Source organism: Sulfuricurvum sp. MLSB (genome assembly GCF_000747095.1).
Taxonomy (GTDB): Bacteria; Campylobacterota; Campylobacteria; order Campylobacterales; family Sulfurimonadaceae; genus Sulfuricurvum.
The window spans coordinates 1-13,222 of the sequence record NZ_JQGL01000050.1 but is presented as its reverse complement, the minus strand read 5'-3'; the positions used below and the strand labels follow the sequence as shown (position 1 = coordinate 13,222).

Annotated in this window: 19 protein-coding genes; 13 read left to right on the top strand and 6 right to left on the bottom strand. The window is 50.7% G+C overall.

The window, feature by feature from the left end:
* From JU82_RS05105 to JU82_RS05095, 3 genes are all read left to right on the top strand, one after another.
* Positions 1 to 507 (top strand): polysaccharide deacetylase family protein (locus tag JU82_RS05105; RefSeq protein WP_037947432.1); only part of this gene is annotated, 507 nt, incomplete at its 5' end.
* A gap of 73 nt (positions 508 to 580) precedes the next feature.
* Positions 581 to 775 (top strand): DUF2892 domain-containing protein, encoded by a 195-nt coding sequence (locus JU82_RS05100; protein WP_037947430.1) that lies wholly within the window; start codon positions 581 to 583, stop codon positions 773 to 775.
* A 97-nt stretch (positions 776 to 872) separates the two neighbouring features.
* The gene (locus tag JU82_RS05095; RefSeq protein WP_349678322.1) at positions 873 to 1,427 is read left to right on the top strand and encodes a manganese efflux pump MntP family protein; all 555 of its coding nucleotides are present in this window, start codon (positions 873 to 875) and stop codon (positions 1,425 to 1,427) included.
* Here the strand turns inward: JU82_RS05095 and JU82_RS05090 are convergent, their stop codons facing one another.
* Entirely contained in the window at positions 1,428 to 1,793 is a 366-nt protein-coding gene (locus JU82_RS05090) for a hypothetical protein (protein ID WP_037947426.1), read from the bottom strand.
* Positions 1,794 to 1,854: 61 nt separating this feature from the next.
* On the opposite strand from JU82_RS05090, the gene JU82_RS05085 reads away from it, so the two are divergent.
* The gene (locus JU82_RS05085; protein ID WP_037947423.1) at positions 1,855 to 2,256 is read left to right on the top strand and encodes a rhodanese-like domain-containing protein; all 402 of its coding nucleotides are present in this window, start codon (positions 1,855 to 1,857) and stop codon (positions 2,254 to 2,256) included.
* An 8-nt stretch (positions 2,257 to 2,264) separates the two neighbouring features.
* Here JU82_RS05085 and JU82_RS05080 read toward each other — a convergent pair whose 3' ends face one another.
* Complete coding sequence (locus JU82_RS05080) at positions 2,265 to 2,579, bottom strand: hypothetical protein (RefSeq protein ID WP_294892189.1); 315 nt, start codon at positions 2,577 to 2,579, stop codon at positions 2,265 to 2,267.
* Positions 2,580 to 2,674: 95 nt separating this feature from the next.
* Here JU82_RS05080 and JU82_RS05075 point away from each other — a divergent pair, with 95 nt between their 5' ends.
* Positions 2,675 to 3,883 carry a diguanylate cyclase gene (locus JU82_RS05075; RefSeq protein WP_037947417.1) on the top strand — a complete coding sequence of 403 codons (1,209 nt, stop codon included), beginning with the start codon at positions 2,675 to 2,677 and terminating at the stop codon, positions 3,881 to 3,883.
* A 3-nt stretch (positions 3,884 to 3,886) separates the two neighbouring features.
* Here the strand turns inward: JU82_RS05075 and JU82_RS05070 are convergent, their stop codons facing one another.
* From JU82_RS05070 to JU82_RS05055, 4 genes are read right to left on the bottom strand one after another with little or no spacing between them, the layout of a single operon-like run.
* A complete protein-coding gene (locus JU82_RS05070; RefSeq protein ID WP_037947414.1) occupies positions 3,887 to 4,222 on the bottom strand; it encodes a translation initiation factor in 336 nt (111 codons plus the stop codon).
* A complete protein-coding gene (locus tag JU82_RS05065) occupies positions 4,219 to 4,425 on the bottom strand; it encodes a DUF1653 domain-containing protein (protein WP_037947411.1) in 207 nt (68 codons plus the stop codon). The genes JU82_RS05070 and JU82_RS05065 overlap by 4 nt, the downstream gene beginning before the upstream one ends.
* On the bottom strand, positions 4,418 to 5,254 hold the full coding sequence (locus JU82_RS05060; RefSeq protein WP_037947408.1) for a DUF5718 family protein: 837 nt from the start codon (positions 5,252 to 5,254) through the stop codon (positions 4,418 to 4,420). The genes JU82_RS05065 and JU82_RS05060 overlap by 8 nt, the downstream gene beginning before the upstream one ends.
* Positions 5,241 to 6,845, bottom strand: a complete 1,605-nt coding sequence (locus JU82_RS05055) for an ATP-binding cassette domain-containing protein (protein ID WP_037947407.1) — start codon at positions 6,843 to 6,845, stop codon at positions 5,241 to 5,243. Before JU82_RS05055 ends, JU82_RS05060 begins: the two co-directional genes overlap by 14 nt.
* Before the next feature lie 133 nt (positions 6,846 to 6,978).
* Between JU82_RS05055 and JU82_RS05050 the strand changes: the two genes are divergently transcribed.
* From JU82_RS05050 to JU82_RS05015, 8 genes are all read left to right on the top strand, one after another.
* Positions 6,979 to 7,758, top strand: coding sequence for a PAS domain-containing protein (locus tag JU82_RS05050; RefSeq protein WP_037947406.1), 780 nt, complete (start codon positions 6,979 to 6,981; stop codon positions 7,756 to 7,758).
* 68 nt (positions 7,759 to 7,826) lie between these two features.
* Positions 7,827 to 9,761, top strand: a complete 1,935-nt coding sequence (locus JU82_RS05045; protein ID WP_037947405.1) for an acetate--CoA ligase family protein — start codon at positions 7,827 to 7,829, stop codon at positions 9,759 to 9,761.
* Between the two features lie 121 nt (positions 9,762 to 9,882).
* Positions 9,883 to 10,155 carry an RNA-binding protein gene (locus tag JU82_RS05040; protein WP_037947402.1) on the top strand — a complete coding sequence of 91 codons (273 nt, stop codon included), beginning with the start codon at positions 9,883 to 9,885 and terminating at the stop codon, positions 10,153 to 10,155.
* Between the two features lie 81 nt (positions 10,156 to 10,236).
* The gene (locus JU82_RS05035) at positions 10,237 to 10,440 is read left to right on the top strand and encodes an RNA-binding S4 domain-containing protein (RefSeq protein ID WP_037947397.1); all 204 of its coding nucleotides are present in this window, start codon (positions 10,237 to 10,239) and stop codon (positions 10,438 to 10,440) included.
* 166 nt (positions 10,441 to 10,606) lie between these two features.
* Positions 10,607 to 11,929: a S41 family peptidase gene (locus JU82_RS05030; RefSeq protein ID WP_037947392.1), complete on the top strand. Its 1,323-nt coding sequence runs from the start codon at positions 10,607 to 10,609 to the stop codon at positions 11,927 to 11,929.
* 2 nt (positions 11,930 to 11,931) lie between these two features.
* Positions 11,932 to 12,642: a phosphoribosylaminoimidazolesuccinocarboxamide synthase gene (gene purC / locus JU82_RS05025; protein WP_037947389.1), complete on the top strand. Its 711-nt coding sequence runs from the start codon at positions 11,932 to 11,934 to the stop codon at positions 12,640 to 12,642.
* A gap of 17 nt (positions 12,643 to 12,659) precedes the next feature.
* Positions 12,660 to 12,902 (top strand): phosphoribosylformylglycinamidine synthase subunit PurS, encoded by a 243-nt coding sequence (purS, locus tag JU82_RS05020; RefSeq protein WP_037947386.1) that lies wholly within the window; start codon positions 12,660 to 12,662, stop codon positions 12,900 to 12,902.
* The coding region (locus tag JU82_RS05015; protein ID WP_037947385.1) for a phosphoribosylformylglycinamidine synthase subunit PurQ at positions 12,899 to 13,222 on the top strand (324 nt) is incomplete at its 3' end. The genes purS and JU82_RS05015, both read left to right, overlap by 4 nt.

The following is a 13,222-nucleotide window of genomic DNA, read 5'->3' as shown; positions in this document are numbered from 1 at the left end:
CGATGGATCGATGCCAATCCCGAGATTTTCAAACGCCTTGCCGCCAATCCCCTCTTCGAAATCGGCAATCACGGTACGGCGCATCGCCCTCTTTCGGTCAACGGCAAAAGCGTCTATAACATCTCCGGTACGGCATCCCCCGAAGAAGTGGAAAGAGAGATCGAGGGAAATAGCCGTAAAATTGAAAAACTGACGGGCAAACGCCCTCTTTTCTTCCGTTCCGGCACCGCTTATTATGATGACGAAGCGGTGCGCATCGCCCGTGCCAACGGAGTCGAAATCGCAGGATTCGAGGTCATCGCCGATGCGGGCGCGACCCTCGGTGCCGAAGAGGTCGCACGAAGAATCAAAAATGCCCGAAGCGGCGACATCGTCATCGCCCATATGAACCATCCCGAAAGCGGAACGCGACAAGGGATCATAGACGCCGTCTCTTCGCTTCGTGCCGCGGGATTTGAGTTTGTCCGTCTCAGCGACGTCAAAAACCGTATCCGCCGTCTCCCCTGATCGAAAACCGAGGGTGTAGACACGGCATAGACTTAGTGCTACAATGGGAATATTCTTTCAGAAGGAGCAGTCTATGTTGTGCAATGTTGGTAAAATTGACCGTGTTGTCAGAGCCGTTGTAGGCATCGGGTTGATCGGATGGGCCGTTGTAAGCGGCAATGTTTTCGGCTACGTCGGTATCATCGTCGTCCTGACCTCCGTTTTCGGATTATGTCCGCTGTATTCATTGCTGGGGATCAATACGGGGTGTTCGTCCAAAAACGAATAACGGTATACCCAAAAGCTCATCCGGCGCCTTCGTCGCATGAGCGGCTTCGCATCAGCTGCTTTAGCTATAATTCCGCAAATACTTCATCGGAGTTTATGTGGAAACCCTCTTACTATTGGCCGTTGCACTGGCAATGGATTCCGTCGCCGTGTCGATCGCCATCGGATCGAAATACAAAGAATTATTAATTACCAAAGTCCTTTTCATCGCCGCCGTATTCGGTTTTTTTCAAGGTGTCATGCCGCTGGCGGGATACCTCATCGGAGTCAGCTTTGCCGATTATGTTCAGGCGTTCGATCACTGGATCGCCTTTGTGCTTTTGGCCGGGTTGGGAGCAAAAATGCTCTATGAAGCGTACAAAGACGAATTCGACGAAGAGGTAACCGACCTCTCGAACAAAACGCTGGTTTCTCTGGCGATTGCGACGAGTATCGACGCCATGGCGGTCGGGGTTACCTTCGCCTTCATGCAAACCGATATTCTGACGGCGTCAAGCGTCATTGCCTTCGTGACGTTTGCGCTGTGTCTGGGTGCCGTCTATGTGGGCAAAAAACTCGGTTCGATCCTCGAGTCCAAAGCGGAAATGCTCGGAGGGCTCATCCTGATCGCTCTGGGATGCAAAATTTTGGCCGAACACACGGGCTGGCTGTAATTATTCCCAGCCGTCTCTCGCATGGTTGTCGTGTTTTGACTTTTTGTAGCGCCGGGCGTTCACCCGTTTTTCCAGCTGATTTTGGGCGTAAAACAATTCTTCTTTAATCGTCTCGATGCTCTCGTCGCTCGCTCTGAAATCGAGAATTTTTTGCCCCAACGCTTCGAGCTCGGTGTATTCGTCTTTATAGAGCTTTACCGCTTCGTTTTTTTCCAAAAACCGGAAATTCATATCCACTTTTTGGTCATACTGCTCTTTCGTCGGATTATCGCTTTTCGCCAAATACGACAGTATTCCGCTGATAAATCGGCCCAACAGCCGAATATAACGGAGCCGTTTAGAATTTTCAAGTTTTGATGCGCCCATACAACCTCATGTTAAACATACCGAGATACAATATCGCCATTATACCTATCAAGGACTGTGTATGCGTCTATGGCTTTATTCTTTTTTACTATTGGGGACACTTCTGAGTGCCGATTACATCCGTCAGCCGATCGATCAAAAGCTGGTAAACAGCAAAATCAAAATCATTGACATCCGTACTCCCGGAGAGTGGAAAACGACGGGACTGGTCAAGGGTTCCGTCCCTATCATGTTTTTTGACGAGCAGGGAAATTACAATGTCGAAGCTTTTCTCGGCGAGCTCAACAAATACGTCAAAAAGAACGAAAAGTTCGCCCTCATCTGCAACAGCGGGAGCCGCACGCAGGTTGTCGGAGGTTTCTTGGGCAAACAGCTGGGGTACAACGTCATCGATTTGCAGGGGGGGATCCAGTACGCGATTCAGAAAAAAATAACGATGGAACCGTACAAACCAAAAAAATAACCGGTTCTTTAGCGTAAAAATTCGAGCAGGTCGATGTACTCTTTTTCGATGACGCCCAGATTTTCAAGCATCCGCATCTCATCGATTCCCGGATTTTCGCTCAAAAATTCGCGCCGCCACCCGATGTTCTCCTGAAGCTCCGCCAATCCGGTGCTCAGATACTCGATCATCGACTCGATATCGGCGCCGCGGACAGCCCCTTCCGTATCCGCCCGATAAAACAACAGTGCGTAGTCGCCGGTCTCATGAGAAAAGCGAAAATCCTCGGCGATATTTCGGACAATCGCTTTGATCCGTTCGTCTTTGATAACCCGTTTTGCCACAATCTGCCTCCCGAACAAAAATAACCTTATTGTAATGGCTTTTGGTATAGGAGTTGCTTAGATAGAGCATCTATACCAAAGGCGCATAGCTCTTTATGTCACCGTCAAAGTTTAAAAGCAAACTTATTTACCTTCTGCTGCTTGTCGGGGGCGGGCTTGTGGCCGTTGGACTGATCGGCTACATTAACCTTCAGAATATCAAACGGGATATGGATACCCTCTATTTCGGTTCGCTTTTGCCTTTAAGCGAGCTCAATGCCATCAGCGATACCTATCACAGCCAGCTTGAATCCACCCTCTACCGATGGAGCCATCAGCTTATCAGCGATGAAGAAGCCGCGGAAAACATATCACAGGGGCTTAGCCATATCGATCACTTGTGGGTCAACTATCTCTCCCGCCAGAAACGTCCCGATGAAATGGCGTATGTCAATTACACCGAAGCCCAGATTGGCTCTTTGGGGCGGTATTTCCAGGAGGTTCGGGAAATCATCCTCCGTCCCGGTTCCAATCCGGCCCCCTCGCTGAATACCTTGTCCGAAAACATCAACCTGATCCACGGAACGATCCATCAGCTTATTGCGTACGAAAATGCCGCGGCCCGTTATGAGCATTCGGTACTGAAAGCCCACTATCACAACGCTCTGATGCAGCTGCTCGTATTGCTCTTTGTTGTTTTGCTGCTCGTCATGGGGCTGGCATGGAAAATATTCACCCGTATCGAATTGCAGCAGCATCAACTCGTCGCTTCGGCTGAAACGCTCAAGCACCTGAACCTCAAACTCGAACAGGCTTCCTATACCGATTCACTGACGACGCTCTACAACCGCCGTTATTTCAATCTACTGCACGAGCGGGAATTCAAGCGTGCAATGCGCAGTGAAAAGCCGTTTGTCTTTATGATGCTCGACATCGATTTTTTCAAACAATACAACGACACGTACGGACATATTCAGGGAGATCAGACGCTTCAGGCAGTTGCCAAAGTCCTTAAAACGACCCTTCAACGTCCGGGAGACTATCCATTCCGTCTGGGCGGCGAGGAGTTCGGTGTGATCATCACCGACTCCGACTGCCAAAGTGCACGAAACATGGGAGAAAGAATCCGTGCGAACGTCGAAGCGCTAAAGATCGAGCATAAAGGAAGTAAAATCGCACAGACGCTAAGCGTATCGATCGGAGGCGTCTGCATCGTCCCGACGATACATATGGGCGAAGAAGAGATCATCCACGCGGCCGATACCAATCTCTACGCCGCAAAAGAGCGGGGAAGAAACCAGGTCGTATTCAGCAATCGGCTGTAATGATTATTTCGGATTTTTGAAGGTGAAGCCGAGCTTTTCGAGGTGCTCGCGCACCTTTGGGGAAATGTCGCCTTGGAACTCCATCCACCCTTCTTTATACGCTCCGCCGCAGGCCAGAGATTTTTTGAGTGCCGAAAGCGCTTTCTGCGCATCGGCGTCGCGTAAGGAAAACGGCCCGACGAGGGTGACGGGTTTGCCTTTGCGCTTTTCCTTTTGAAAGACCAAACGATGTGCGGAGGGTTCAAGCAAAACCGCTTCCGCTTTTTTCTCCTCTTCCAGGCTCCATCCTTCATTCCAAGACGCGCCGATATCGAGCGAGAGTTTGGTTCCGCGGCTCATTTCACGTCTCCGCAGTATTCAAACCGTTTAGCACCGTTGGGGAGCGTCTCTTCGAACATGTCCAAAGGGCGGACCCATAGCCCCCGTTCGCCGTATAACGGACGGTAGACGACGAGGGATTCGGAGGTTTCGGAGTGTTTGGCTATCCCTATCACTTCGTAATGCTTCCCTTTATAATGACGGTAAAGGCCGTTTTTAACCACGTCCTACCTTTTGGATCAGTGCGCTGATACCCTCTTTGTCCGTCAGTTCCCCTTTGTTCGCCAAAGAGAGGATAGGGTTCATGCAGTACCGGTTATTGTCATATACGACGACGATCACTTCGTCCCCTTCCTGCAGGAAATTCGTCTCTCCGAAATGGGTATATCGGGTCGCTCCGATGCTGATGATCGCTTCTTTCGGGCAGCCGGCAGTTTTGAGATATTCGCCCACCGGTTCAAGCGGCCCGAAGTCGCTTTGGGTATTGATCTGATTTTCCAGCCATTGGATCAATTTCCCGTAAAAATAGCTGTATCCGAGAAGTTCAACATCTTCGCCGTAGCGAAACAGTCCCCCGTCGCGGCGTACAAAGGACGCGATCCGGTAACCGTCCATCACGCCGCCCTTCTCGAACGCATCGATGCTGATCAGAGTATCCGAAAGTCCTTTGGTCGAAGCACCCCAGTTCTTTTTGTGGCTGATCTTGGCAGCCCCCTCTTTTCGAAGCGAGCAATCGTTGTATGCACCGAAGGATTTCGGAACGATCTTCGTTACGTTCCCTTCCCCGTCGTACTCCAGATCGCAGATCAAAGCCACTTCCGGTTCAGGCTGTACCTTGCACTCTTCGTTCGGAAGGATGATAGTATCGCTGCTGAGGGGATAAACGCCCAGCTGTCCCTCGCGTCCGGGGACATAAAACGGAAATATCCCCTTTGGGCCGTTGGGATCTTCGGTCAAGACGTCTTTAAAATCGGCGCTTTCGCCGGCTTGTTCGAGATGGAGGGCAAAGTTTCCCGCCACTCCCAATCCGACAAAATTTTTATAGTTGTCCATTGGCTTTTGCCTCGGCAAACTCTTCGTAGGTCCCTTTAAAATCGATGTAGCTTCCATCGGCATGCAGCTCGATCACCCGTCCGGCAAACGCATCGAGCAGTTCGCGGTCATGGCTCACGCAAACAACGTTTCCGTCGAATTCGTACAGCGCTTCGCCCAGTGCGATGATCGCCTCGAGATCGAGGTGGTTGGTCGGCTCATCCAGTACGAGGAAGTTCCCCCCCTCCAGCATCATTTTACTCAGCATCATCCGGTGTTTTTCACCCCCGGAGATTTTCTCGATGCTTTTCTCCTGCTGCTCGCCGTTGAAGAGCATCCGTCCCAAACAGTTGCGGATCTCGGAGATTTCGCGTTTCGGGTCAAACGCGCGGAGCCAGTCGTACAACGTTTCCATCCCTTTGATGCGGTCGGTCGTATCCTGCGGGAAATAGCTCGGTTCGATCGTTGCCCCCCATTTGACGCTTCCGCTGGTCGGTTTAATCTCTTCCATAATCACTTTCAACAGGGTCGATTTACCGACACCGTTGGCACCGATAACGGCGATTTTTTCCCCCGGAACGATTTTGAGATTGATGTTATGCAATACATTCAAATCTCCGTAACTGTGGGAGACATCGATGACGTCAAGCGCTTCGTCGCCCATTTGGCGTTTGGCTTTGAACACGATGCTCGGATCACGGCGGGATGAGGGCTTAATGTCGTCAATCGTGAGTTTGTCGAGCTGTTTCTGGCGCGAAGTAGCCTGTTTTGCTTTTGACGCATTCGCCGAGAAACGGCGGACAAACGCTTCGAGCTGTTCTTTTTCTTTCAGCTTTTTATCCCGTTCCAGCTGCGCCTGATTGGCCATAACCGTAGAGGCCAGATACCAATCGTCGTAGTTTCCGGTAAATTCGCGGATTTTCTGGAAATCGACATCGAGGATGTTGGTGACGACGGCATTGATAAAGTGACGGTCGTGCGAAATAACGACCATTGTCCCCTCGTGACGCTGAAGTTCGTGTTCGAGCCATCCGATCGTATCGATGTCAAGGTTATTCGTCGGTTCATCGAGGAACAATACGTCCGGTTTCGGGTACAGCACCTGCGCCAGCAAAACTTTGAATTTTTCCGATGAAGGGAGGCTTGACATCAAATCCTGATGGTGTTCCGCCGGAATACCCACGTTTTCGAGAATCTTCGCGATCTGGACATCGTATTCGTAGGTCGGGTCTTCTTCGACGCAGATCATCTCAAGCTCCGCTAGACGGTTGTTTACCGCATCGTCTTCAAAATCGCCCGTCGTGTAAAGGTGCTCTTTTTCTTTGATCGCGTCATACAAGCGCTTATTGCCCCACAGTACCGCATCGGCGATCGTAAAATCTTCGAAGGCAAACTGGTTTTGCCCCAATACGCCTACTTTGAGACCCGGTTCGATGGAGATATCCCCCTCGTACTCTTTGATCTCACCGCTGAGAATTTTCAAAAAAGTTGTTTTTCCGGCGCCGTTGGCACCGATAAGGCCGTAGCGTTTGTTGCGGTCGAGCTTGAGGTTGATCCCCTCGAACAGAACCCGGCTTCCGAAACGCATCGTTAATTTTGTGACTTGTACCATAGTGAAACTCTTTACATTAATTAATTTCGCGATTATAGCCAAATTTTGCTGCGATCCCTAATTGGACGAAAGAAGAAAGATTTAACCCGCCGATTGCTAAAATATCACATAAAAATCACGTTTATGGCCGGAAATGCACATCGAAGCACCCTCTTATCCGCTTTTGAACCATCTGCCCGAAGGGGTCGTCATCGCCGATGAGCGTGGCGTGATTGTTTTCGCCAACGAGGCCTTTGCCGAACTGGTCGGATACGGCAACGAGATATTGCAAGGGCTGAACATGCTCAGCCTTCTCGCCGATATTGACGTCTTCGGAACGTGCATCGCGCAGGTGATGGAAAAAGGGACGCTGCTCAATGCCGACACCGATTTCCTCCACCGCGACGGCTCCCTGATCCGCACCGTCAAAAGTGTCCGGATGGTCTGCGAAAACGGCATCAACCGTTTTTTCATCACCGTCCGCAACCTGACCGAAGCCGACCGCCTCAATCAGGAGCTGCGTCATTCCAAGGAACTGATCGAGCATCAGGCGACAGAGCTCTCATCGCTTCTGAACTCCAAGCATCAGGAACTCGAAGAGATTCTCAAAAGCATTCAGGAAGTGATCTGGTACATCGACAACCAAACCCTCTCATTGCGTTACGTCAACGATGCCGTCGAAGCCCTTTTCGGTTTTCCCAAAGAGATGTTTCTTTCCAACGATACCCTGTGGCAGCAGCAGATTCATCCCGATGACCGCGCACTGGTCAAAACCTTTTTCGAAACATTAAGTCCGGGGCAATCGCAGGCTATCCGTTTTCGAGTCCTCCGCTCCGACGAAACCATACGCTCGATCAGCAGCCGTATTTACCATCATCCGACCCTCCGTTTTTTTATCGGTATCACGAGCGACATCACCGCATCCGCAAACTAGCCCCCGCTTTACACCGTCCGCGTCCATAGGCTATACTACCTCCTCCATTACACCATGAGGAAGCCGTCATGACCGAGTCCCAGCTCTACCCGATCCTGCATAGCGGAGGATTTCGCACACCGCACTATCTCCGATTCGGCCTAAACGACATTCCGGCCGTCGATTTTTTCCCCGTCGCACTAAAAATCGAGTCGCCCCGCATCGTTCACAAAAGCGACGTGGGCGGCGTCCTCCTCTCACTTTGTGATACGGCTTCGCTGGGGCGTGCACGCGAGCAGATCGTACAGAACATCGCCGATCACGGTATCCTTTTCAATGCCGATCAGGACGCTTTCATCGCCAGTGAAATGATACGGGGCGAAGAGTTGTTCGCCGGCGTCGTAGACGATCCGATTTTCGGCAAAACAATCCTTTTCGGCAAAGGGGGCGTTTTACTCGAACTCTACCGCGACGTCTGCTATATCGATCTGCATGCGGGGCCACAGGAGATCCGGCGTGCCCTGCGCACGACCAAAATCAGCCGCCTATTCGAGGGATACCGGGGAGCTAAAACGACCCTCGACGCGGCAGTAAACTTTATCGCCGCGTTCCAGAAATTTCTGATCGACCGGCCCGAAATTGTCGAATGCGACCTTAATCCGGTTATCCTCAACGATGAAGGGTTTACCGTCGTGGATGCGCGAATCCGTACCCGTGATGTCCCTCCCGCCGCATTGTGTCCGCCACGCAGCCGCACCGACTTTTTCGACAACCGAACCGTTGCGGTCATCGGCGCTTCGCTTAACCCCGATAAGGTAGGATACGCCATCGCGAAAAATGCCCTTTCCTTTAAAGGAAAGCTCTATCTCGTCAATGCACGAGGCGGAAATTTCGAAGGCAGAGAGATGCATACGTCACTTGATGACATTGACGATACGATCGATACCGCCGTCATCACCATCCCTTCCGCGCACGTCCTTGAAACGATCCAGACATTGATCCCCAAAGGGGTCAAAAACGTCATCGTCGTCTCCGCCGGGTTCAAAGAGGTCGGCGACACCCGAAGCGAAGAAAAACTCCTCTCTTTGGCACGCGAACACAACCTCAATATCGTCGGCCCAAACTGCCTTGGGTACTATGCCGCCCGCCATTCGCTGAACCTCACCTTCGGATCGGGTTCCGTCCAGCCCGGTTCGCTCGCCCTCATCGCACAATCGGGCGCGGTATTGTCATCTTTGATGGACAAAGGGGTGCAGCTGGGGATCGGATTTTCCCACATCCTCTCGACCGGAAATATGGCCGATATGGGTTTTGCGGACATCGTGACGATGCTTGAACACTCCGACGATTGCAAAACGATCTCCATCTACGCCGAAGGGATACAGGAAGGAAAAGCTTTTCTCGACGCACTGCGCAACTGCACCAAACCGGTCCGCATCTACAAAGCGGGGAAAAGCCCCGAAGCGCGCAAAGCCGCATATTCGCATACCGGTAATCTCAGCGGCGACTATCCGATGTTCAAAGGATTGCTGGAAAGTATCGGGATCAAAACGGTCGATACAATCGAAGCGCTCCTCAACCCGATCGCGTACGATCTCGACCGTATCGCCATCATCACCAATGCCGGAGGGCCCGGAACGATTTTGACCGACTACATCATCGACAAAGGGAAAAAGCTCTACCCTCTCAGCGAAGATGATATTCGTACACTGGATGAAATCCTCCCCTCCAACTGGTCGCGGAACAATCCCGTCGACATCATCGGCGACGCCCGAAGCGACCGCTTTGAAGCGGCACTGAAGCGAATCGACTCCATGAAAGAAGTGGGGATGATCTATCTGCTGATTACCCCGCAGACGATGACCGATACCGCCGATATCGTCAAATTGCTCGAACGCCCATGGAACAAACCGGTCTATCCGATTCTACTGGGGGGAGAAATGATGGGCGAAGCGCTGAATTACCTTCATCAGCGGCGGATATGCGCGTTTACGACGCTTCAGGATGCCACTTCGTTTCTCTAAGTGATGCCTGTATATTCGATCACAAAAACACCACTTTTTTTAACATTCGCGTAAGATTGGAATGGATACAATGTGTTAAGGATTATGCTAGGTATAGTTCGATTTTTTCACGGAGCACAATGTGATACAAATTTATGTCGGGAACATTCCCTACAGCAAAAACGAAGACGATCTTAAAGATCTTTTCGGACAATACGGTGAAGTCAGTTCAGTTAAATTCGTTAATGATAAAGAAACAGGTCGCTTCCGCGGTTTCGGTTTCGTTGAAATGACGAACAAAGATGAAGCTGATAAAGCGATTACTGCCCTCGAAGGCAACGATTTCGGCGGACGTACACTTCGTGTAAACGAAGCTCGCCCCCGCGCTCCACGCGCTCCACGCGAACGCTGGTAATTACCGCGAAACCCTTCGGGGTTTCTCCTTATCTTCCCATCCCTTATCCCTTATCATTTAACGATAATTAAAGTACCAAACGTGACCTATACCCTTGAAAACGAAACTATTGAACTGTACAAGCTGATTAAACTTCTCGACCTCGTCGATACCGGCGGTCAGGCCAAGATCCTGATCGAAAACGGCCATGTCTACCGAAACGGCGAGGTCGAAACACGCAAACGGGCCAAAATTACCAAAGGCGAAACAATCACGATCGGCGATGTGACGATCCGCGTTGTGTAAAGAATTCCATTGTTATTTAATGGAGTTTTCACTATAATTTCATCAATTGTTTGTGAACATTTTAGTCCCCTTCACCCGAAAGGCGAAGGGGTTCAAGATCACATCCCGTGAATGTGACTAGCTTTGATCGATTTTTCCGTAAAAGCATAAAAGAGATATGTACACCATGAAAAATACCAAAATGATGGTTTTTGGCTTTGCCAGTGCCGTGGCGATCAGTATCGCCTTGTCGACTTCCCTGCTCGCTAAAAGCGATGCGTCCGTACCGGCTGAAACCTCTGTCGAAGCGTCCCGCCTGCAGTCGCTGGCGAAGTTCACCAAAGTCCTCAGCATCGTCGAGCAGTACAACGTCGACAATCTGACCATCGATCAACTGATCGACAAGTCGTTGCAGGGGATGCTCTCCAATCTCGATGCCCACTCGACCTACCTCGATAAAAAAAGCTATGACAATCTCAAAACACAAACCGACGGAGAATTCGGCGGTTTGGGGATCACGGTCGGCATGCGAGACAACGCCCTCACCGTCATTTCCCCGATCGAAGGGACTCCTGCGGACAAAGCCGGGATCAAAGCCGGAGATATCATCCTTAAAATCAACGACAAGGCAACGCTGGACATGACGATCGACGATGCCGTCGCGTTGATGCGCGGTACGCCTAAAACGCCGATCGATCTCACCATCGTGCGCAAAAAAGCTCCCGAACCGCTTAAATTCCATATCATCCGCGACATCATTACCGTCGAATCGGTCTATACCCGTACGATCGGCAAAGACATTCTCTACATCCGCATCACCAACTTTGACAAAAAAGTTGCCGGTGACGTCAAAAGCGCGATCAAAAAACATTCCAAAACAGCCAAAGGAATCGTCCTGGATTTGCGCAACAATCCGGGCGGATTGCTCGATCAGGCAGTCGAGCTGACCGACCTGTTTGTCTCCGAAGGGGTTATCGTCTCTCAAAAAGGACGCAACAAAGCCGATGACGTCAGTTACAGTGCGACCAAAAGCACCACGATCACCAATCTGCCGCTCGTCGTTTTAGTCAATGAAGGCTCCGCAAGTGCCTCTGAAATTGTCAGCGGTGCGCTTCAGGATTTAGGACGCGGCGTCATCGTCGGCGAAAAAACTTTCGGGAAAGGCTCGGTACAGGTTGTCATGCCGATTACCGACAGCGAAGCGGTCAAGCTTACCGTCGCCCGTTATTATCTCCCAAGCGGCCGTACGATACAAGCCGTGGGCGTTACCCCGGACATCGAAGTGACCTCCGGCGAGATCAAAAGCCATGATAAAGCGTTCAACATCAAAGAAGCGGATCTGCAAAAACATTTGGAGAGCGAATCTGAAAAAGCGGGCGGTATGATCGATGTGACCGAATCCAATACCGCCAATAAAACAACCATCACCAATGAGCAAATGAATAAAGACCTTCAGCTTAAAGAAGGCGTCGACATCATCAAAGCACTTATCATAGTCAAAGGAAAGTAATTATGGAAAAACGCGAACTACTCTATGAAGGAAAGGCCAAACGTCTTTTCAGCACCGACGATCCCAATCTCGTCATTGCTGAATTTAAAGATGACCTGACCGCTTTCAATGGGGCAAAAAAAGCGAGCGAAGCGGGTAAAGGCGCCCTCAACAACCGTATTTCAACGGAATTGTTCAAAATGCTGGCCTCGAAAGGGGTCGAATCTCATTTCGTCGATATGCCCGATGAAAACCATATGCTCTGCAAAAAAGTCGATATTATCCTAATCGAAGTCATCGTCCGCAACATTGCGACGGGAAGCCTGAGCAAAAATCTCGGCATCGAAGACGGCAAAGTTCTCCCGTTTACCTTGGTCGAATTCGACTACAAGAACGATGCACTCGGCGATCCGAAACTCAACGATCAGCACTGTCTGATCCTTGAACTGGTCAAAAACGAGGCCGAGCTCGACCAACTGCGCGCGATGGCACGTCAGGTGAACGATATTCTCCGCCCTTATTTCGCCGAAAAAGGGCTTAATCTCGTCGATTTCAAACTCGAATTCGGCCGTGACCAAAACGGAAAAATCATCCTTGCCGATGAAATCAGCCCCGACAACTGCCGTTTCTGGGATCTGGCGACGGGAGAAAAAATGGACAAAGACCGTTTCCGTCAAGGTCTCGGCGGCCTGAAAGTGGCCTATGAAGAAGTTTTGAATCGTATTCTCGGTTAAATTTTAGAAGGAAAAGCATGAAAGCAATCGTCAACGTATTTTTGAAAAACGGAGTCCTCGACTCTCAGGGAAAAGCGGTACAGCATGCCCTGACCCATCACGGTTTCGGCAGCGTCAAAGATGTCCGCGTCGGCAAACAGATCATCATCGAGATGGCTGAAACCGATGCGGCTGCGGCCAAAGAAAAGGTGGCACATATGTGTGAAGAACTTCTTTCCAATACCGTCATCGAAGACTACGAGATCGAGATTCAAGCATGAAAGTCGGTATTATCCAATTCCCGGGTACCAACTGCGAATACGACACGCAGTACGCATTCAATGCGCTAGGGTGCGAAACCCAGGTTCTGTGGCATAAAGAAGATACAATCCCGGCAGGAACGGACCTGGTTGTCGTCCCCGGCGGATTCAGCTACGGCGATTATCTCCGCAGCGGCGCCATTGCCAAAATGTCTCCCATCATGAAAGCGTTAAAACAGTATGCCGACAACGGCGGGAAGGTACTGGGAATCTGCAACGGCTTTCAGGTTTTGACCGAAATCGGATTGCTTCCGGGCGCATTAAAACGTAACGAAGGGTTG